At 68.3% G+C, this 20499-nt stretch carries 19 protein-coding genes; 9 read left to right on the forward strand and 10 right to left on the reverse strand.

Features of this window, described 5'->3' with window-relative positions; translation table 11 throughout:
* Window positions 1-5 precede the first annotated feature (5 nt).
* Complete coding sequence (gene purT / locus ASE28_RS09945) at window positions 6-1208, reverse strand: formate-dependent phosphoribosylglycinamide formyltransferase (protein WP_057266452.1); 1203 nt, start codon at window positions 1206-1208, stop codon at window positions 6-8.
* A gap of 138 nt (window positions 1209-1346) precedes the next feature.
* On the opposite strand from purT, the gene ASE28_RS09950 reads away from it, so the two are divergent.
* The 8 genes from ASE28_RS09950 to ASE28_RS09985 all read left to right on the forward strand — a co-directional run bounded on the left by ASE28_RS09950 (window position 1347) and on the right by ASE28_RS09985 (window position 9421).
* Window positions 1347-2960, forward strand: coding sequence for a sigma 54-interacting transcriptional regulator (locus tag ASE28_RS09950; RefSeq protein WP_057266453.1), 1614 nt, complete (start codon window positions 1347-1349; stop codon window positions 2958-2960).
* Window positions 2961-3195: 235 nt separating this feature from the next.
* Window positions 3196-4095, forward strand: a complete 900-nt coding sequence (locus tag ASE28_RS09955) for a sulfurtransferase (RefSeq protein ID WP_057266454.1) — start codon at window positions 3196-3198, stop codon at window positions 4093-4095.
* 73 nt (window positions 4096-4168) lie between these two features.
* Window positions 4169-4738 carry an OsmC family protein gene (locus tag ASE28_RS09960; RefSeq protein WP_057199931.1) on the forward strand — a complete coding sequence of 190 codons (570 nt, stop codon included), beginning with the start codon at window positions 4169-4171 and terminating at the stop codon, window positions 4736-4738.
* Window positions 4739-4794: 56 nt separating this feature from the next.
* Window positions 4795-5949, forward strand: a complete 1155-nt coding sequence (locus tag ASE28_RS09965) for an acyl-CoA dehydrogenase family protein (RefSeq protein ID WP_057266455.1) — start codon at window positions 4795-4797, stop codon at window positions 5947-5949.
* A complete protein-coding gene (locus tag ASE28_RS09970) occupies window positions 5946-7226 on the forward strand; it encodes an FAD-dependent oxidoreductase (RefSeq protein WP_057266456.1) in 1281 nt (426 codons plus the stop codon). The genes ASE28_RS09965 and ASE28_RS09970 overlap by 4 nt, the downstream gene beginning before the upstream one ends.
* Before the next feature lie 141 nt (window positions 7227-7367).
* Entirely contained in the window at window positions 7368-7946 is a 579-nt protein-coding gene (locus ASE28_RS09975) for a DUF3455 domain-containing protein (protein ID WP_057266457.1), read from the forward strand.
* 159 nt (window positions 7947-8105) lie between these two features.
* Window positions 8106-8672, forward strand: a complete 567-nt coding sequence (locus tag ASE28_RS09980) for a sigma-70 family RNA polymerase sigma factor (protein WP_057266458.1) — start codon at window positions 8106-8108, stop codon at window positions 8670-8672.
* On the forward strand, window positions 8669-9421 hold the full coding sequence (locus tag ASE28_RS09985; RefSeq protein WP_057266459.1) for an anti-sigma factor domain-containing protein: 753 nt from the start codon (window positions 8669-8671) through the stop codon (window positions 9419-9421). Before ASE28_RS09980 ends, ASE28_RS09985 begins: the two co-directional genes overlap by 4 nt.
* A 27-nt stretch (window positions 9422-9448) precedes the next feature.
* On the opposite strand, the gene cynS is transcribed toward ASE28_RS09985, so the two are convergent.
* The 6 genes from cynS to ASE28_RS10015 form a co-directional block, all read right to left on the reverse strand.
* Complete coding sequence (gene cynS, locus ASE28_RS09990; protein WP_057199926.1) at window positions 9449-9892, reverse strand: cyanase; 444 nt, start codon at window positions 9890-9892, stop codon at window positions 9449-9451.
* Between the two features lie 105 nt (window positions 9893-9997).
* Window positions 9998-10873, reverse strand: coding sequence for an ABC transporter ATP-binding protein (locus ASE28_RS09995; RefSeq protein WP_057266460.1), 876 nt, complete (start codon window positions 10871-10873; stop codon window positions 9998-10000).
* Window positions 10863-11732 carry a nitrate ABC transporter permease gene (gene ntrB, locus ASE28_RS10000; protein WP_057199924.1) on the reverse strand — a complete coding sequence of 290 codons (870 nt, stop codon included), beginning with the start codon at window positions 11730-11732 and terminating at the stop codon, window positions 10863-10865. The genes ASE28_RS09995 and ntrB overlap by 11 nt, the downstream gene beginning before the upstream one ends.
* Window positions 11733-11923: 191 nt before the next feature.
* Entirely contained in the window at window positions 11924-13327 is a 1404-nt protein-coding gene (locus ASE28_RS10005; RefSeq protein WP_057266461.1) for a CmpA/NrtA family ABC transporter substrate-binding protein, read from the reverse strand.
* A gap of 146 nt (window positions 13328-13473) precedes the next feature.
* Complete coding sequence (locus ASE28_RS10010) at window positions 13474-14160, reverse strand: response regulator transcription factor (RefSeq protein ID WP_057266462.1); 687 nt, start codon at window positions 14158-14160, stop codon at window positions 13474-13476.
* Window positions 14157-15368 (reverse strand): PAS domain-containing sensor histidine kinase, encoded by a 1212-nt coding sequence (locus ASE28_RS10015; RefSeq protein ID WP_057266463.1) that lies wholly within the window; start codon window positions 15366-15368, stop codon window positions 14157-14159. The genes ASE28_RS10010 and ASE28_RS10015 overlap by 4 nt, the downstream gene beginning before the upstream one ends.
* Before the next feature lie 54 nt (window positions 15369-15422).
* Here ASE28_RS10015 and ASE28_RS10020 point away from each other — a divergent pair, with 54 nt between their 5' ends.
* Entirely contained in the window at window positions 15423-16268 is an 846-nt protein-coding gene (locus ASE28_RS10020; protein WP_057266464.1) for an ABC transporter permease, read from the forward strand.
* Between the two features lie 19 nt (window positions 16269-16287).
* On the opposite strand, the gene ASE28_RS10025 is transcribed toward ASE28_RS10020, so the two are convergent.
* The 3 genes from ASE28_RS10025 to ASE28_RS10035 form a co-directional block, all read right to left on the reverse strand.
* The gene (locus tag ASE28_RS10025; RefSeq protein WP_057266465.1) at window positions 16288-16620 is read right to left on the reverse strand and encodes an STAS domain-containing protein; all 333 of its coding nucleotides are present in this window, start codon (window positions 16618-16620) and stop codon (window positions 16288-16290) included.
* A gap of 95 nt (window positions 16621-16715) precedes the next feature.
* Entirely contained in the window at window positions 16716-17783 is a 1068-nt protein-coding gene (locus tag ASE28_RS10030) for an ABC transporter substrate-binding protein (protein ID WP_057199918.1), read from the reverse strand.
* A gap of 20 nt (window positions 17784-17803) precedes the next feature.
* A complete protein-coding gene (locus tag ASE28_RS10035; protein WP_057199917.1) occupies window positions 17804-20422 on the reverse strand; it encodes an MFS transporter in 2619 nt (872 codons plus the stop codon).
* Between the last annotated feature and the right edge of the window lie 77 nt (window positions 20423-20499).

The following is a 20499-nucleotide window of genomic DNA, read 5'->3' on the forward strand; positions in this document are numbered from 1 at the left end:
CAGAATCAGGCCTTGCGCGGTTTCACCTTGCTGGCGGCCAGCTTGGCGTTGTCGCGCGCGGTGTGCACGTCCGCAGCGCGGGCCAGGGCCACGCCCATGCGGCGCTTGGTGAAGCTCTCTGGCTTGCCGAAGAGGCGCAGGTCGGTGTCAGGAACGCGCAGGGCGTCCTCCACACCATCGAAGACGATGCCCACGGCGTCCACGCCGCCGTAGATCACGGCGCTCGCGCCGGGGTTGCGCAGGCTGGTGTCCACCGGCAGGCCCAGGATGGCGCGGGCGTGCAGCTCGAACTCGCTCTGGTTCTGGGTGCACAGGGTGACCAGGCCGGTGTCGTGCGGGCGGGGGCTCACTTCGCTGAACCAGACGTCCTGGCCCTTGACGAACAGCTCCACCCCGAACAGGCCCTGGCCGCCCAGGTTGTCGGTCACGGCTTTGGCGATCTGGCGCGATTTTTCGAGCGCTGCCGGGTGCATGGGGTGGGGCTGCCAGCTTTCCACGTAGTCACCGCTGACCTGCACGTGGCCGATGGGGTCGCAGAAATGGGTCTCGATCTGGCCATCGGCGCCCACGGCGCGCACGGTGAGCTGGGTGATCTCGTAGTCGAAGTCGATGAAGCCCTCGACGATGACGCGGCCGTGGCTCACCCGCCCGCCAGCCATGGCGTAGTCCCAGGCGGTCTTCACGTCGCCGGGGCCGTCGATCTTGCTCTGGCCCTTGCCCGAGCTGCTCATCACCGGCTTGACGATGCAGGGGTAGCCGATGCCGCCATCGATGGCAGCCTGCAGTTCTTCCAGCGAGTTACAGAATTGGTAGGGGCTGGTGGGCAGGGCCAGGGTCTCGGCGGCCAGCACGCGGATGCCTTCGCGGTCCATGGTCAGGCGCGCGGCGCGTGCGGTGGGGATCACGCGCACGGTACCGGCGGCTTCCAGCTCTTCGAGCATGGGGGTGGCGATGGCCTCGATCTCGGGCACCACCAGGTGCGGGCGCTCGGCCTCGATCAGCGCCTTGAGCTGGGCCGGATCGCTCATGGTGATGGTGCGGCGGTGGTGGGCCACCTGCTGGCCGGGTGCGTTCTCGTAGCGGTCGACGGCAATGGTTTCCACGCCCAGACGCTGCAGCGCGATCAGCACCTCCTTGCCGAGCTCGCCCGAGCCCAACAGCATGACTTTGGTGGCATGGGGGGACAGGGGGGTTCCGAAGGTGGTCATGGCGGTGCTTTCGACAGGATGGGAGGGGTGGAGAAAAGGAATCGGGCAGGCGGCTGCCCGCTCCGGGTAGCGACTTTAATGCACCGGACCGCCCGGACACCCATCGCGGCGGGCGCAAAACTTGCAAGAAGCATCCACATGACCGCCCCGCCATCCCCCGGCAAGCCCCGTGCTCAGGACACGCCCGACTGGCATGCGCAAGAGTTGCTGCTGATGCGCGAGGTGATGCGCCTGATTGGCCGCAGCCTGGCGCCGGGCCTGGTACTGCGCGAGATGCTGCACCTGATGAGCGAACTGCTGGGCCTGAACCGCGGGCGGATCGTGCTGGTGGATGCACCGGCGGGCGCGACCGCTGCTGCTGCGCGCACCTCCTCCATCCAGCACGCCTATGGCCTCACGCAGGCCGAGGTGGAGCGCGGGCGCTACGCCTGGGGCGAGGGCATCACCGGGCGTGTGCTGTCTACAGGGCAGCCGGCCATCGTGCAGGACATCGATGCCGAGCCGCTGTTCCTGGCGCGTGCGGTGGAGCGCAGCCACCTGCCGCCCGAGACGGTAGCCTTCATCGCCCTGCCCATCGAACTCAACCACGCGCCCATCGGCGTGCTGGCCTGCCACCGCATCCGCAGCCGCCAGCGCCACCTGAACGACGACTTGGCCGTGCTGCGCGTGCTGGCCACGCTGGTAGGCCAGTTGCTGCAGCTCGAGGCCTTGGTGGCCGAGCAAACGCGCCAGTTGGAGGCACGCAACGCCGTGCTGGCCAACGCGCTCAACACCAAGAGCGCGCGCTACGGGCTGATCGGCAACTCGCCGCCGCTGCTGCAGGCGCTGGGCGAGCTCGAACGCGTCTCGCAGACCCAGGCCACGGTGCTGCTGCTGGGCGAGTCGGGCACGGGCAAGGAACTGTTCGCGCGCGCCGTGCACCTGGCCAGCGGCCGGCGCGACCGGCCCTTCATCAAGGTCAACTGCTCGGCCATACCGGATGCGCTGTTCGAGTCGGAGCTGTTCGGCTACGAGCGGGGCGCCTTCACGGGCGCCAGCACCGCGCGCGCGGGCTGGTTCGAGCAGGCCGACAGCGGCACCATCTTCCTCGACGAGATCGGCGAGTTGCCGCTGGCCATGCAATCGAAGCTGCTGCGCACCTTGCAGGAGGGCACGCTGGTGCGCCTGGGCGGGCAGCGCGAGGTGAAGGTCAACGTGCGCCTGGTGGCCGCCACCAACCGCGACCTGGCGCGCGAAGTGGAGGCCGGGCAGTTCCGCCAGGACCTGTACTACCGGCTCAACGTGATCCCGATCCGCCTGCCCTCGCTGGCCGAGCGGCGCGAGGACATCCGCGCACTGGCGCTGCACTTTGTGAGCCGCGCCAACCAGGCCCACCAGCGCAACGTGAACCTGGCGGCAGATGCCCTGGCGCGGCTGGAGGCCCACCCCTGGCCCGGCAACATCCGCGAACTGGGCAACCTGATCGAACGGATGGTGCTGCTGGCCGAAGGCACGCTGGTGACCGGTGCGGAGCTGGACCGCTTCCTTCCTGGCGCCATGGCCACCCAGCCGGCCCCCGTGGCAGCCCCCCCGGCGCAGGCGCCAGCCGAGGCGCCCCTGGTGCGCGACTACGCCCCGGCGCATTCCCACAGCGCCCACACCCTGCAGGCGGCCCTGGCCGAGCACCACGGCAACCAGTCGCGCGCGGCGCAAAGCCTGGGGCTCACGTTGCGCCAGTTCAGCTACCGCCTGCGCAAGGCGGGTCTGCGCTGAGGCTGGTGGCAGGCCCGCCACTGTGTCGACAATTTGTCGACACAGTGTTCAGGGCAGTCGCCAACAGTCCCTGCAATCGAGGCCATGAAGCCCATTTTTGCTATCCATTGAGTAGCACCCGAAATAGCATGGGAAACGATTTCATGGGATTTCACGCTGAATCGGCCGCGCTGGCACACCTGTTGCAGTAAGGGAAGCAGGCCATCCTGCCCACCACCGCATCGAAAGGTTTCCCATGAGCACCGATTCCGACGCCGTCCTGATCTCGCCCACCCAATTGCAGGCCCTGCAGGCCGCAGAGCCCGTCGTCCTGATCGACACCCGCGACGCCGACACCTATGCCCTGGGCCACATCCCGGGTGCGGTGAACCTGCGCGAGACCTTCACCTTCCTGGCCACCTCCAGCCCCGAAGGCCTGCAGGAACTCAAGGACACCTTTGCCGCGCACCTGGGGGCCATCGGCCTGTCGGGCGCCGAGACTGCGGTGTTCTACGAAGACGCCCTGAACAGCGGCTACGGCCAGTCCTGCCGCGGCTACTACCTGCTGACCTGGCTGGGCTACCCCAAGGTCAAGGTGCTCAATGGCGGCTACTCGGCCTGGAAGGCGGCCGAGCTGCCCGTCTCCACCGAAACCGTGGTACCCACGCCCGCGATCTTCCCGACCAGCCTGGCCACCGCCGATGTGATGCTGACCAAGGACGACGTCGCCGAGGCCCTGGGCACCGACACCGTGCTGCTGGACGTGCGCGACGTGGACGAGTGGATCGGCGAAAGCTCCAGCCCCTACGGCAAGGACTTCGCGCCGCGCAAGGGCCGCCTGCCGGGCGCCAAGTGGGTGGAGTGGTACCGCTTCACGAAGCCCTCAGCGCAAGGCCCGGTCTTCAAATCGCCGGACGAGGTGCGCGCCGAGTGCGCCACCGCAGGCATTGCCCCGAGCGACACGGTGTACCTGTACTGCTTCAAGGGCGCGCGTGCGTCCAACACCTTCCTGGCCCTGAAGCAGGCCGGCTTTGCCGACGTGCGCATGTACTTCGGCTCGTGGAACGAATGGTCGCGTGACGACAAGCTGCCCATCGAGAGCGGCTTGCCCGTGCTGCGCACGGCGCGTAAACCCGCGCTGGCCCTGGCGGCCTGACCACGGGCTGGGGCAGGCTGCCCCACCCATCCCTTTCTGCTTCTTTCATTCATCACTGCCTCCAAGGAAACCCATGTCCACCGACCTGCTGGAACCCACCGCCCCCGTCACCACCGTCCACACCGCGTTGCGTCCCATCGACCGCGATGGCCTGATGGCCTTTGCCGAAAAAGGCCGCAACAACCCCGCCAGCCGCGGCACCAACAAGGTCCACACGGTGATGGAGGGGCAGTACCGCTCGCTGAGCACCGTGGGCCAGCACACGCCGGTGGTGGTGGACGAGCCACTGCACCTGTTCGGCCAGGACACGGCACCCGCCCCGGGCGAGATCGTGCTCTCGGGCCTGGGCGGCTGCCTGGCCGTGGGCATCACCGCCGTGGCCACCTGGAAGCAGGTCCAACTCAGCAAGATCGAGATCTTCATGGAAGGCGACATCGGCAACCCCGCTGCCTGGGGCGCCGGGGGCGCGCTGCAGAAGCTGCCCCCTGAGATGGGCTTCCAGGCCATCCGCGTGAAGGTGCTGATCGAGGGCGACGCACCGCGCGAAGTGCTCGACGAGATCGTGCAGCACGCCAATTTCTACTCGCCCGTGGCCAACAGCATGCGCAACCCGATCCCGTTCGAGATCAGCCTGGCCGACTGAGCTACCCTCCCGTCCCCGTCTTTGCCCTGCCGCGCACACCCAAGGACCCTGCCCCCATGAAACCCGCCGACCTCCCTCCCCAACTCCACCTGGACGGCGCCCTGCAGGGCGACGCACTGATCGCCGCCGTGCGCGCCATCGCCCAGGGCCCGCTGGCCGCGCAGGCCGAGGCCATCGACCGCGTGGGCTACTACCCGCGCGCCGAGCTGCAGCAACTGGGCGCCGTGGGCGCGATGGGGGTGCACCTGGACAGCACGGCCGGCCCAGCAGACTACGGCCTGGCCATCCGCGCCATGGCCGAGGTCTCGCGCGTGTGCGGCGCCACTGGCTTCATGCTGTGGTGCCAGGCAGTGTGCGGGCTGTACCTGCAGCAGTCGGGCAACCCCGCGCTGATGGGCGAGGTGCTGCAGCGCCATGCCAGCGGGGTCGGCCTGGGCGGCACGGCCCTGTCCAACCCCATGAAGAGCTATGCCCAGATCGAGGCCCTGCTGCTCAAGGCCACGCCGGTGGACGGCGGCTACCTGGTGAATGGCACCCTGCCCTGGGTCAGCAACCTGGGGCCCGACCACTACTGCGGGGCCGTGGCCGCCATCGCCCAGCCCGAAGGAAGCGCGCCGCGCGAGCTGATGTTTTTGCTGCGCTGCGGTGCGCCGGGCGTGGAGATGCGCGAGTGCCCGAGCTTTTCGGGCATGGAGGGCACGGGCACCTACGCGCTGCGCCTCAAGGACCATTTCGTCGGCGCCGACAACACCATTGCCGACCCTACACGGCCAACCATCGCGCGCATCCGCGCCGCCTTCGTCATGCTGCAATGCGGCATGGCCGTGGGCATCACGCAGGGGGCCATCGACTCGATGTGGGCGGTGGAGGCCCAGCTCGGCCACGTCAACCAGTTCCTCGAAGACCGGCCCGACGCCCTGCAGGCCGAACTCGACGCGCTGACCGCGCGCGTGATGCGGCTGGCCGAGACGCCCTTCGACACCCGCACCGATTTCTTCATCGACGTGCTGGACGCCCGCGCCCATGGCGCCGAGCTGTGCCTGCGCGCAGCCCAGTCGGCCCTGATGCACCAGGGCGCGCGCGGCTATCTCATGGGCTCGGACGTGCAGCGCCGGGTGCGCGAATCGCACTTCGTGGCCATCGTCACCCCGGCCATCAAGCACTTGCGCAAGGAGATCGCGCGCCTGTCCACCGAGGAGATGCCGGCATGAGCGCTGCCGCCATCACCCACTCCACGCTGGCCGACGACCCCTGGCTGCAGTACATCTGCCACGCCTGCGGCTACATCTACGATGAGGCACAGGGCGACCCCGACGGCGGCCTGCCGCCCGGTACACGGTTTGCCGACATCCCCGAGGACTGGGCCTGCCCGCTGTGCGGCGTGACCAAGGGCAATTTCGAGCCCTACCTGGCACCCAGCCTGGAGGCGCTCCAGGCCCAGGCCCGCAGCCGCACGGCCAGCGCCCCCGCGGTCAGCCGCCATGCGGCCCCTGGCGTGGTCATAGTTGGCGCGGGCCGGGCCGGCTGGCTGGTCGCCGAAGCCCTGCGCGCCCTGAACGCGCAGCGCCCCATCACCCTGGTGACGGACTGCAGCGGCGATCTGTACGACAAGCCGCAGCTGTCCATCGCCATGGCCAAGCACCTGCCCGCCGAGCGCCTGGTGCGCGAAACCGGCACCGCCGCGGCGGCGCGTCTGAACCTGCGGCTGCTGGCACACACGCATGCCGTGCGCATCGACACATCTGCGAACGGCGGCACGTTGCGCACCACGCGCGGCCCGCTGCGCTACCAGCACCTGGTGCTGGCCCATGGCGCGCGCGCTGCCCTGCCCCCGGGGCTGCCGGCAGCGCTGTGCTGGCGCATCAACCACCTGCAGGCCTACCAGCGCCTGCGCGCGGCCCTGGGCCACACGCCACGCCGGGTGCTCATCGTGGGCGCCGGTCTGATCGGCTGCGAACTGGCCAACGACCTGGCGCTGGGCGGCCACAGCATCACCCTGCTCGATACCGAGCCCCTGCCGCTGGCGCGCTGCGCTGGCGAAGCCCGCGCCAGTGAACTGCTGGCGGCATGGGGGCAGCTGCCCATCGCGTTCGTGGGTAGCGTGCGCGTGGCTTCGCTTGATCCCCTCGCAGTGCCCAGTCCGGATGGAGCCCTGCAGCTGACCACCACCGACGGCCGGCAGTTCACGGCCGACCAGGTGATCGTGGCCGCCGGCCTGCAGACCCCGCCGCGCCTGGCCCAGAGTGCCGGCCTGGCCTGGGATGGCGGCATTGCCGTGACACCCGCGCAATTGCAGACCAGCGTCCAGGGCATCCACGCCCTGGGCGACTGCATCACCATCGGCGGGCAGGCCAGCCGCTTCATCGAGCCCATCGCCCGGCAGGCGCGCACCATCGCGGCGGCGATTGCCGGGGCGGGCGATGTGCCGTATGAGCCCCGGCCCGCCTCCATCCGGGTCAAGACCAGCTCCTGGCCCATGAGCCTCTGATCGGTGAAGCCCGGGCACGCAAAAAATATTTCAACTATTTTTCTGCGGGCCTGCATCCAAACGGCGTCCTCGTGGGTAGTACCTGCAGCAGCCCATTTTTTTGCTGCTGTCCATTCAACCCATTTGAAGAAGAGGAACGCCATGACGACCACCCAGCCAACGATCTCCCGCATCATCCCCCTGGCCGGCGCCATCGCCGCCGCAGCCCTGCTGACGGCCTGCGGCTCGATGATGGGCTCCGGCAGCGGGCCCATGTTCTCGCAGGACAGCCTGCCCGACACCGTGAAAGTGCCCGGCGGCAACAAGGTTGCCATGGAAACCGTGGGCGTGGGCGAGATCACCTACGAATGCCGCGACAAGGCCAACGCGCCCGGCCAGACCGAATGGTTCTTCGTGGGCCCCAAGGCCGTGCTCAACGACCGCGCCGGCAAGCAAGTGGGCACCTACTACGGCCCACCCGCCACCTGGGAGTCGAAGGACGGCTCCAAGCTGACCGCCACGCAGGTGGCAGTGGCCCCGGCCGGTGCCGGCAACATCCCCTACCAGCTGGTCAAGGCCAACCCGGCCATGGGTTCGGGCGCCATGACGGGCGTGACCTACATCCAGCGCGTGGCCTTGAAGGGTGGCGCGGCCCCCGCTGCCGCCTGCAGCGCAGCCAACAAGGGCGAGCGCCAGATCGTGAAGTACCAGGCCGACTACATCTTCTGGAAGGCAGCGTAAGACGCCGCCTGCCATTGCAGGCGTGTACGCAATCCCCCGGGACACAGGGGATTGCGCGTGGATTCAGCAGCTTCTCGGCTACGATGCATCCACGCTCTGGGCCCGCGCGCTGCGCGGTGCCCAGCCACCGAACCGACCGTGCCAAGCCCCTCGCAACCCGTGCCTGACACCCCTGGCGATTTTGACTACGAAGCGGCCCTGGCCGGCTGCGCTGCCGGCGACCGCCAGGCCATGCGCCGGCTGTACGAGCACGAGGGCCCACGCATGCTGGGCGTGGCGCTGCGCATCGTGCGCCAGCGGGCACTGGCCGAGGACATCGTGCACGACGCCTGCGTGAACATTTGGAGCCGGGCCACGGGCTACGACGCGGCGCGCGGCAGTGCGCGCGGCTGGATCTACAGCGTGGTGCGCCACCTGGCGCTGAACGCCGTACGCAACGCGCGTCGCCATGTCGATATCGACGAAGAAACCACCCACACCCTGGAGGCCGACATGTCCGTGCAGGCCTTCCATGACGCCGCTAGCAGCTTCGAGCTGAACACCAGCCTGGGCCGCCTGCAGCACTGCCTGGAGGCACTGGACCCCGCTCGCCGCAACTGCGTGCTGCACGCCTATGTCGAAGGCTGCTCGCACGGCGAAATCGCCGAGCGCCTGGGCGCGCCGCTGGGCACCGTGAAGGCCTGGATACGGCGCAGCCTGACCTCGCTGCGGGAGTGCATGGCATGAGCACGCCCACACCCGGACTGGACCCCGACGACCTGCAGCTGCTGGCCGGTGAATACGTGCTGGGCACCTTGCCGGCCGCGGAGCGCCTGGCCGTGTCGCAGCGCCTGGCCACCGAGCCTGCGCTGCAGCAGGCCGTGAACGACTGGGAAGAGCGGCTGCTGCCGCTGACCCATCTGGCCGAACCCGTGCCACTGCCCACGCACTTGGCTTCGCGCATCGAGGCATCGCTGCGAGGCCTGCGCCAGCAGGCCAGGGCGCAGAGCGCACCTGCGGCAATGCCCCCGCGCAGCACCTCCGGCAGATGGTGGAACCACCTGGGCCTGTGGCGCGCGCTCGCGGGGTCGGGCTTTGCCATGGCGGCCGTGATGGCTGCGGTGCTGGTCACCCGCACGGCACCGGTGGCAGCACCACCGAAATTCATGGTCGTGCTGGTGGCGCCGCAGGACAAGGCGCCCGGCTGGGTGGTGCAGGCCAACTCGACCCGGCAGATCAGCCTGATACCGCTGGGCGTGGCCGAAGTGCCGGCCGACAAGGCGCTCGAGTTCTGGACCAAGGCCGATGGCTGGAACGGCCCCGTCTCGCTGGGCCTGGTCAAGCCCGGCCAGCCGCTGCAACTGGCCCTCGACAAGCTGCCGCCACTGCAGCCCAACCAGCTCTTCGAGCTGACGCTGGAGCCACCCACGGGCTCGCCCATTGGCAAGCCCACAGGGCCTATCCAGTTCATCGGCCGGGCCGTCCAGGTACTCTGAGCGCTGCTGCCGGCGAAGCGAGCAGACTCAGTACTGCTTATAGGGAAGGAACTTGCCCGAGAGAACCACATTGACGCGGTCGCCCTTGGGGTCGGCTTCACGCGTGATGTCCATACTGAAGTCAATGGCGCTCATGATGCCGTCACCGAACTCCTCGTGGATCAGCTCCTTGATGGTCGTGCCGTAGACGCTCACGATCTCGTACCAGCGGTAGATCAGCGGGTCGGTGGGCACGGGTGTAGGCAGCGAACCCTTGTAGGGCACGACCTGCAGCCACTTCTGCTCTTCGGCCGTGAGGCCGAAGATCTTGCCCAGCACCTTGGCCTGCTCGGGCGATGCGGTCATCTGCCCCAGGCACAGGGCGGTGGTCCACTCCTTGGACTGGCCGACCTTCTTGGCAATGGCATCCCATTGCAGGCCCTTCGAGACTTTGGTGCTGATGATCTTTTCGGTGACGTCGTTGCGGTTCATGTTGGCTCCTTTGGGTTTGGACGTTGGAACAGGGGGCAAAAATTCAGGGTGCAGATCTCCCCGGCCACCCATGCAGGCGACCCGGCGGGGTGGTCTCTGGCGAGGTCAGTGGGCCTTGGCCCGGGTCACGAGAAAGTCCACGATGTGGTTGCGCAGCGCGTAGTAGCCGTCCAGGTGGTGCAGGCTGCTGCGCGTGCGTTCGCGCGGCAGCGGGTTCACCACCACCTCGGCGATGCCGCCCGGGTGGTAGCCCGCGGGTGACTCGTTGCCGTTGCTCATGAGCAGAATGCGGTCGGCCAGCAGGATGGCCTCGTCCACGTCGTGGGTGATCATGAACACCGTCTGCTGCGTCTGGCGCACGATGGCCATCAGCTCGTCCTGGATGGTGCCGCGCGTGAGCGCATCGAGCGCGCCGAAGGGCTCGTCGAGCAGCAGCATCTTGGGCTGGATGGAGAAGGCGCGCGCAATGCCCACGCGCTGCTTCATGCCGCCCGACAGCTGCGAGGGCTTCTTGTCGATGGCGGGCGACAGGCCCACCAGCGCGACAAACTTCTCCACATGCGCGTCGACTTGGGGCCTCTTCCAGTCGGGCCAGCGCGATTTGACGGCAAAGGCGATGTTTTGGCGCACCGTGAGCCAGGGCATCAGCGCGTGGCTCTGGAACACCACGCCCCGGTCCAGGCTGGGGCCGGCGACTTCGCGGCCGTCCATGATGACGGTGCCCGAGGTGGCGGTGTCCAGGCCCGCCAGCACGTTGAGGATGGTGGTCTTGCCACAGCCCGAGTGACCGATGATGCAGACGAACTCGCCCTTGTCGAGCACGAACGACACGTCGGCGAACACCGGCTTGGCGGCCACATAGGCCTTGCTGAGCTGGTCGATCTGGAGGAAGCCGGAGGTCACGGGGGAGGCCTTTCGTTGCGGGGTATCGGTGGCGATGGTCTGGGTAGCGGCGGGGCGCTGGGCGACATCACTCCACATAGGTCACCACCTTCTGCAGTTGGCCGAAGGCCAGGTCAAGCAGCATGCCGACCACGCCGATCACCAGGATGGCGAAGATCACGTTGGTGAGCGACAGGTTGTTCCACTCGTTCCACACGAAGTAGCCGATGCCCGTGCCGCCCACCAGCATCTCGGCGGCCACGATCACCAGCCAGGCGATGCCCATGCTGATGCGCATGCCCGTGAGGATGGTGGGCGCCGCCGCTGGCAGGATCACCAGGAAGGCCTTGCGCAGCGGGTTGACCTGCAGCGTGGCCGAGACGTTGAGCCACTCCCGCTTGACCGAGGCCACGCCGAAGGCCGTGTTCACCAGCATCGGCCAGACCGAGCAGATGAAGATCACGAAGATGCCCGAGATCGACGAATCCTTGATGGTGTAGAGCGCCAGCGGCATCCACGCCAGCGGGCTGATGGGCTTGAGCACCTGAATGAACGGATCGAACGCACGGCGCAGCAATGGCGACATGCCGATGATGAAGCCCAGCGGTATCGCCACCAGGCAGGCCAGGCCAAAACCCAGCGCCACGCGGCCCAGCGAATGCGCCAGCTGGATGGCGATGCCCTTGTCGTTGGGCCCGTTGTCGTAGAACGGGTTGGACACATGGCTCCACACCGTGGCGCCCATTTCGCCCAGCGAGGGGAAACCGCTGCTCTTGGTGCTGGCACCCGGGTCCTTGCCCATCATCTTGGCGTATTCGATCTGCTCCGCCGTCATGCCCGCCGTGCTGTTGGCGGGGCCCGACGACGCCGTGGCCGCATACCAGATGCCCAGAATGGCCAGGAAGATCAGCACGGACAACAGGCCCGCGCGCAGGTTCAGACTCTTGGAACTTGTCATGTCAAATCTCCGTGCTTCACAAATCCACCAGCCGCGAAACGGGCAGGGCCGAAGCCAGCGCCCCCGTGCAAGGGCCGCCACCCCGCGTAGGCGGCGCTTCGCTGGCGTGCGCTGGGGGCGTCCCCCTCCCGCACTGCGCAGCAATGCGAGAGAGGGGTGAAGGCGCGAAGCGACTCAGGGGGTGCTTCATTTCATGTCACCTTGCGGATCGGGAAACTTTTCGCGTACTCGGCGGCCTTGGCGGCATCGAACTCGCGGCCCATGATCTTGAACTTGGGGTAGGCGCCCTCGGGCACCTTCTGGTCCAGCGCTTTCATCTGCTTCTTGGCGTCGGTGATCAGGAAGACCTTCTCGGCGATCTGCTTGTAGTCCACGTCGCCCTTGACATAGCCCCAGCGCTGCATCTGCGTGAGCATCCACACGGCCATGCTCTGCCAGGGCATGGGGTCGAAGTCGGCGCGGTCGGGCACGTTCTGGATCTTGCCCAGGCCGTCGGCGAACTTGCCGGTGAGCACCTGGTTGATCACGGCTTCGGGCTGGTTCAGGTAGGCCTGGGGCGCGATCACCTTGGCGATGAGCTCGCGGTTGGCCGGGTCGCGCGCCATGGCGGCCGAGGTGAGCACGGCGCGGTACAGCGCGGCGAAGGTGTTGGGGTTCTTCTGGATGAACTCGGTGCTGGTGCCGAAGGCGCAGCAGGGGTGGCCGTTCCACAGGTCCTTGGTGAGCAGGTGGATGAAGCCCACTTCCTCGAACACGGCACGCTGGTTGAACGGGTCGGGGCCCAGGAAGCCGTCGATATTGCCGGCGCGCAGGTTGGCCACCATCTCGGCCGGCGGGACCACGCGCAGCTGCACGTCGGTGTCGGGGTTCAGCCCTGCCTCGGCCAGGTAGTAGCGCAGCAGGAAGTTGTGCATGCTGTACTCGAAGGGGATCGCGAACTTGAATCCCTTCCAGTTCTTCGGGTCGCGGTTGTCCTTGTGCTTCAGGGCCAGCGTGATGGCCTGGCCGTTCACGTTCTGGATGGTGGCCACATTCATCGGCGTGGCGTTGGAGCCGAGGCCCATCGAGATCGCCAGCGGCATGGGCGACAGGAAGTGCGTGGCGTCGTACTCCTTGTTGATCATCTTGTCGCGGATCAGCGCCCAGCCGGCCGTCTTGGTGACCTCCACGGTCAGGCCCTGCTTGCTGTAGAAGCCCAGCGGGTGGGCCATGATCAGCGGTGTGGCGCAGGTGATCGGAATGAAGCCGATCTTGAGATTGGTCTTCTCCAGCGCGCCTTTCTCCTGTGCCATGGCCTGCATGCTGGCCACTGGCAGCACACTGGCAATGGCCGCCATGGCCGTCCCCTTGCCCACCGCCTTGATGAAGCGCCGGCGCACCGCGTCCTGCGGGAACAGCGCCTTGACCAGGGTGGCTTCGATGAATTCGTTGCTGTAGGCCTCGAACTCGCTGGTGAGGCTGCGCTGGCGCAGGGTGGCGGCGGCAGCGTCGGCCGACACCTCGGCATGGTGGTCTGCGGCCGTATGGTCGCGGCCGCAGCTGCACTTGAGCATCAACGGGCGGTCGGCATCGAAAGGCGAGAAGAATTCGGACATGGCACACCTCGGAGAAGTTGATGCCATGCACTACGCAAAGCGCGGGCCAGTTGCACCCTCACCCGCCCCGCCGCCATGAATTCGTGGGGGCGATGTCTACAGCATGTAGGGGCAGCACTACAAATCCGGGCGGTAGTGCCCGGAAATCACTCCGCCGGCGTGCCGCGTGCCAGCAGCGCCAGCTCCACGTCGTTGCGCGCGCCGGTTTTTTCGAGGATGCGCGCGCGGTAGGTACTCACCGTATTGGGCGCAAGCTTGAGCTGCGCACCAATTTCGCCCACGCTCTGCCCCGCCGTGAGCAATCGGAACACCTGGTGCTCCCGGTACGATAGCGCGTCCACCCCGGCTGGCATGCCCTGCTGGGTCACCCGCACCACCCCGGTGCGCTCTACCGCGCCCGCCAGCGCCTGGGCCGTGGCCTCCGTGAGGTAGCGGCCACCGGCAGCCACCTTGCGCACGGCAGCCACCATGTCGTCGGGGTCGGCGCTCTTGTGCAGGTAGCCGGCCGCGCCCATCTGGATGCAGCGCACCGCGTACTGCCGCTCGGGGTAGGTGCTGAGCATCAGCACCGGCAGCACCGGCCAGGCCTTGCGCAGGGCCTGCAGCACCTCCAGGCCATCCATGCCCGGCATGGCGATATCGAGCAGCACCAGGTCGATGCCGGCCGGACCGGAGAGCGCCGCCACCTGGTCGAGCACCTCCTGACCATGGGTGGCCTCGCCTGCCACCACGATGTCGGGCAGGCCGTTGGCCGGGTCGCCCAGCACCTGTTTGAGGCCCTCGCGCACGATGCGGTGGTCGTCGCCAATGAGCACGCGCACCGGAGCGCTCATGGCGCAGCCTCCAGCGGGATGCGCAACTTCAGGCACGAGCCATCGCCGGGCTCGCTGCTGATGTGCAGGTGGCCACCCAGTTGCCGCGCACGCTCGCGCATGCCCATGACGCCATAGGCCGTGGGCGCCTCAAGCGCCTGGCGGGTGGCGCCCACCCCGTTGTCCTGCACACGCAACTGCAAGTGATCGTCCTCGATGTCGATGTGGATGCGAATAGCGCTGGCCTGTGCATGCCGCCCGACGTTGCTCAGCATCTCCTGGAAGATGCGGAACACCGCGATGGCGGCTGGCTCGGGCAGGTGCAGCGCCTCGGTCACCTCCATCTGCCAGTGGAGCTGCAATTCTGCCGACTGCACGAACTCCTGCGCCTGCCACTCCAGCGCCGCCCACAGGCCCTGGTGGTCCAGGATGCTCGGGCGCAGGTCGGTGATGATGCGGCCCACATTGTCCACCGCATTCTCGATCAGGCGGCTCATGTTCTGGCACTTGCAGCGCATCTGCTGGCGCATGTCTATGGCCGCCTCGGGGGCGCGCTCGCCCTGCTCGCCCAGGCGCTTGTGCAGCCAGTTGACGTCCATCTTCAAAGCCACGAGCAGGCTGCCCAGCTCGTCGTGCACCTCGCGCGCGATGCGCGTGCGCTCGTCCTCGCGCACCTGCTCGGAATACGCCGAGAGTTCGCGCAACTGGCCCAGCGCCTGTGAAAGCTCCTGTGTGCGCGCGGCCACCCGGCGCTCCAGTTCGTCGTTGGCGCGGGCCAGTTCGTCGTGCGCGCGCTGCAGTTCGCCGGCCGCGCGCCGGCGCTCGGTGATGTCCACGAAGGTGACCACCGCGCCCTGCACCTGGCCGGCCTCGACGATGGGGTGGCTCGAATACTCCACGGCAAAGGCCGTGCCGTCCGCGCGCCAGAAGACCTCGCTGTCCACTCGGCAAGGCAGGCCCGAGCGGAAGGCATTGAAGATCGGGCAGTCGCTGTCGGCATAGGGGCTGCCGTCGGGGTGGGAGTGGTGGGTCAGCGCATGCATGTTGCGCCCCATCACCTCCCCGGTGGCCAGCCCCAGCATGCGCGCGCCGGCCCGGTTGATGAAGACGCAATCGCCCGCCAGATCGATGCCGAACACGCCCTCGCCCGTGGATTCGAGCAACAGGCCCAGCCGCTCGCGCCAGAGGGCGGAGGCGTTGGGGGGCAGGTGCAGTGCGCTGGCGGACATGCGCCAGGGCGCAAGCAATGGCCATGCCCGGGCAAGCCGCAGCACAATAGGGCCATGCAAACCGCTCCCCCTTCGCTCCAGGCGCCGCCACCCACCCCGTCCGTATGGATGCCGCCTTCGCTGTCCTCGCGCTGGTGGCCCGTGTTCCTGCGCAACCTGCTGGTCTGGCGCAAGCTGGCCATCCCCAGCCTGGTGGGCAACATCGCCGAACCGCTGATGTGGCTGGTGGCCTTCGGCTACGGCATGGGCGCGCTGGTGGGCCAGGTGAACGTGGCCGCAGAGGGTGGCATGACCAAGGTGCCCTACATCCTGTTCCTGGCCAGCGGATCGATCTGCATGAGCGCCATGAATGCGGCGAGTTTCGAGGCGTTGTACTCGGCCTTCTCGCGCATGCACGTGCAAAAGACCTGGGACGGCATCATGAACGCGCCCGTGCGCCTGGACGACGTGGTGCTGGCCGAGATGCTCTGGGCCGCCTTCAAAGCCCTGTTCACCGTGACGGCCATCCTCGGGGTGATGCTGGCATTGGGCATCAGCCACAGCCCCAAGCTGCTCGTGGCCTGGCCCGTGCTGCTGGGCGTGGGCATCATGTTCTCGAGCATCGCGCTGATCTTCAACGCGCTGGCCAAGGGCTACGACTTCTTCACCTACTATTTCACACTGGTGCTCACGCCGATGATGTTCCTGTCGGGCGTGTTCTTCCCGCGCGAGCAGTTGCCGCCCATCGTGCGCGCCATCTCCGACTGGTTGCCGCTGACGAACGCCGTCGAGCTGGTGCGCCCACTGTTCATGGACCAGTGGCCCGCCCACCCCTGGCGCCATGGCCTGGTGCTGGTGGTGACCACGGTGGCGGCCTTCTGGGTGGCATTGGCGCTGACGCGGCGGCGCTTTCGCAGCTAAACCCAGGGCGGTGGACCACTCAGACTTTGGCCAGTCCTTCGTCCAGGGTATGGGTCACAGCGAACAGGGTCAGGAAGCCGCTCATGTCAAACACCTCGCGCACCATGTCGCTCAGGCCGACCAGCACCAGCTTGCCCTTGCTGGCACGCAGCTTCTTGCCCGCGAGCAGCACCACGCGCAGGCCGGCGGAACTGATGTAGTCCAGAGCAGAGAGGTCAAACACCACTCGCTGCGTGCCCGCTTCGAGCTGCTCGGCGACCACGCGCTCGAGTTCGGGCGAGCTGTTGCTGTCGAGGCGGCCGCGTGGGCGCAGGATCAAGATGTCGTCGCGGCGCTCCTGTTCGAGGTTCATGGGCGCAATCCTTGGAATCGTGGCTGTAGAAAAGGAGTCCTGGAACTCCGGTTCGGCCCATTGTAGGGGCCGCACCGCAGTTCGCGGCCGGCGCTTCAGTTGGCGGCGGCCTGCTTGGGCACGTTGATCACTTCGGCCACGTTCAGCAGCAGCATGGGCGGATACAGGTCCAGCGCCTGCACCGTGCGCATGTTGACCAGCAGCGAGAAGCGCTGAAGGGTAGAGGCCGCGATGGCCTGGGGCGGTTTTTTCTCGACCAGGATCTGGCGCGCCATGGAGCCGGCATAGCGGCCGATGTTGGCGCCATTGGAGAACAGCCCGAACAGGCAGCCTGACTGGCGCACGATGCTTTCGGTTGCGCAGAAGGTCGGCAGCTTGTTCTGGAGCGCGGCGGTGGTGACGGCATCCCGGTGCGTGAAGGCCAGGAAGGTGATGGGGCCGACATAGAGGAAGTCGACCTTGCGCTCGGCCAGGGTCTGGATCTGCGGGGCGATCTGCGTGGGGTCGGGTCCGCCTTGTGGCAGCAGGGGCAGGCTGGCCTCGACCACCTCGAAATTCTGCGTGCGCGCCAGCTCCTTGAGCCGGTCGCGGATCAGGCCGGAGTTGGGCTCGGCCGGGTTGTGCAGGTAGCCCAGGCGCGTGAAAGGGCGGTAGGCACGGATGGCGTTGAGTTGCACCGGCAGCGGTGCCACGTGGCTCACGCCCGTGACGTTGCGGCCGTGGCCCTCCAGCGTGCGCAGCAGACCGGCGCCCACCGGGTCGGTCACTTCGGTGAAGACGATGGGCAGGTCGCGAATCGCATCGTCCTTGCCTGCCTGGTCATCCCGGCCCGCCAGGGCGAGGGTGGTGGGTGTGCCCCAGGCATAGATCAGGTCCGGGCGTGCCGCGCGCACCTTGGCGCGCAGCTCGGGAATGTCCTCACTGCGGCCCGAGAAGCGGATGCTCACGTACTGCACGGGCACGTCCTGGCGCTGCAGGTAGCCGGTGAAGCCCGCCTCGATGTTCTGGTCGTCGCGCGGTAGCACCATGGCGATGGTGAAGCGCTTGGTGGCGGCCGCCACGCCAGAGGCCGCCGCGTTGGCGGCGCTCTGGGCCATGGCAGCCGAGCTGCCCAGCAGGGCGCAGGCGGCCCCGGCGGCGATGAGGATGCGGCGCAGGTTCATCGTAATTCTCCAGAGGGTCATCAGGCCGCCGCAGCGGCCTGGGTGCGGGGGTTGCGCAGGCCGGCGGCCAGGCTCAAGGTCGACACCGACAGCAGCAGGCCCACGGCCACCACTGCGCCGGCATAGCCGAAGGCGGTCACGGCGACCGCCGTGACAAAGGGCGCAACGATGCTGCCGCCACGCTCGATCAGCCGGAACGCGGCCAGCGCCTGCTCGGGTGTGGCGCTCGCGCGGCTCGCATCCACGCCCTCGAAGGCCTCGGTCGTCAGCGCGATCTGCGGTGACGACTGCATCGCCTGGCCAAAGCCCAGCAGGGCGCAGCAGGCGGCCATGCCCCAGACGCCGCCCAGGGCCGGCAGCGACAGGCAGGCCAGCACGCTGAGCACGCCGCCCGCCACGATGAAGGGCTTGCGCTGCCCGAGCAGGTCCGACCAGTGCGCCGCCAGCGAGGCGGTGAGCGCAAAGCACAGGAAGTACAGCAGCAGCACCCGGCCCGCGACCGCAGGCGGCTGCTGCAGCTCGTTCATGTACAGGGGCACCACCACCGAGAGAATGGTCACGGCCACCAGGCGGCCCGGCAGGGCCGCACCCAGGATCACCCAGATGGCGCGTGGCTCGCGCAGCACCGCCATGTAGCCGCGCCAGCCGCCGGAGGTGGCTAGGCCGCGCTGGGCTGCGGCGCTGCCCTCGGGCACCGGCAGCGACAGGCGCAGGGCGGCCAGCAGGGCGCCGACCATGCACAGCGCGCAGGCCAGGAAACCGATGCCGTCGCCAGCGCGGGCGGCGATCATGCCGCCGAAGGGCGGGCCGACGATGCCTGCCGCCACAATGGCCGCAGCCACTTCGGCCAGACCTCGCGCGCGCTGTTGCGGCGGCGTGATGCGCACGATGGCCGTCTGCACCAGGATCAGCGCCAGGCCGTAGGCCGCACCACCCAGGGCGCGCAGGCCGATCAGGGTCCACGCGTCGGTCGCCCAGGCGGTGGCGGTCAGCGCGAGGGTGCCGACCAGGGCCGCCAGCATCAGGCTCCAGCGCAGGTCGAAGCGCCGCGCCAGTGCCGGGCCGGCGGGCTGGGCCAGGGCCAGCGTGGCCATGAAGGCGGCGACGGGCAATCCGGCCACCATGGTGGGCGACAGGGCGGCATCAATGGGCCGCACCTCGCTGGCGAACACGGTAAAGAAGGGGCGCAGCAGCTCTTCGGACAGGGCCACCAGGAACACGGTCAGGCGCAGCAAGGTGAGCTGGGCGCCGACCTGGGGCGTTTCGGCCGTGGCGCTGCCACTGCGCGCAGCGCGAATCAGCTGTGCCCGGCATTCGGCGGCGTCGCGCTCATGGGCCTGGGCGCTTTCCTGGTCGATGGTGTGGTTTTTTTGCCAGCGCCGCTGCAGCCCTTGCCACAACCGGGCCTGCACATAGGCGGCCAGCGGGAACAGCAGCGAGCGGCGCCACAGGCCGCGCGCGAGTTCGCGCACCAGCACGGCGGCGATCACCAGGGCCAGCACCAGGTCGATCAACATGCCCGCGAGCTGGCGGTCCACGAAGTCGGCCGGGTAGCCGACGACCACAGCGCCATCGCCGGCCGTGAGCTTGCGCCGCGGGAAGTCGGACGCATCTTCGCGTGCCTGCGCAGGCGCGTCGCCGCTCCAGGTGGCATTTTGCGCCGGGCCGCTGGGGGGCTGCAGTGCCAGGTAGTTCAGCTCGGGCGCTTCGACAAGCTGCTGCCGAAACAGTTCGTCCACCCCATTCATCGCGCTCCAGGGCACGCCGAGCGACAGCGCGCGCGCGACCTGGCCCGACAGCGCGCGGCCCACAGCGTCGGCGTTTTCCTGGATCTGCGCCGTGACGGCAGGACGTGCTGCCTCGCGCGCGATCCACAGCATCGCGGCGGGCGCCACCACCGCGCTGAAGACCACGGCCAGCCAGAGTTGTTTGGCGGAGCCCTGGATGGCCCGTGCGCCGACGCCACTGCCGATGCCGCGCATGGAGGTGATGACGCGGCTGCTCCAGCGCAGCAGCAGCCACCAGGTGATCAACAGGGCCAGCAGCATCAGCGGCAGGGCGCGCAGCACCATGTCCAGCGCGACGCCCCGCGCCTGGGCGCGCACCTCGGCCAGGTCGAGCGCCCCCCACAGGGTGGCCGCTGGGACGCCGGTGGAATCGAAAATGGCCGCGCCAACCCACGCATAGCGGCCCGTGTTGCGTACCGCCGGGGCATGGCCCGGCCCGGCGTCGATCACCGCCTGCCTCCAGCGCGGCGCGATGGTGGCATGCAGCTCAGGGTCGCCCGAGCGCAAAACGGCCTCGCCCCTATCGGTGTCGATGAACACCCCGCGCAGCGGGCTGCCCGCTGCGCCCAGGCGCGCGACCCGCTCGGACAGCACGGTCTGGTCGGCCACGGAAACGCCGAAGCGCAGCCCGGACTCGGTCTCGTCGGCCACCTGGCGCAGCAGGCGCACGGTACGGTCCTGCGTGAGCTGGGTCAGCAACTGCTCGGTCCGCCAGGCGATCAGCACCAGGGACAGGCCAAACAGCACCAGCGCAAAGATCGCAGCGAATACCAGGGATTCGCGCCGCAGGCGTCGCTGCAGTGCGGCCACATCGATTTCGGTGCCGGGCGTGGGGTTGGTCGTGTCGGTCATGGAAGTGCTTCCTTGGTATGCCGGTTTCGTCGAATGTCATGGAGCTGTTCTATAGTCGGGGCGTCGTTACGAACCCT

Source organism: Acidovorax sp. Root219 (assembly GCF_001428665.1).
Taxonomy (GTDB): domain Bacteria; phylum Pseudomonadota; class Gammaproteobacteria; order Burkholderiales; family Burkholderiaceae_C; genus Acidovorax.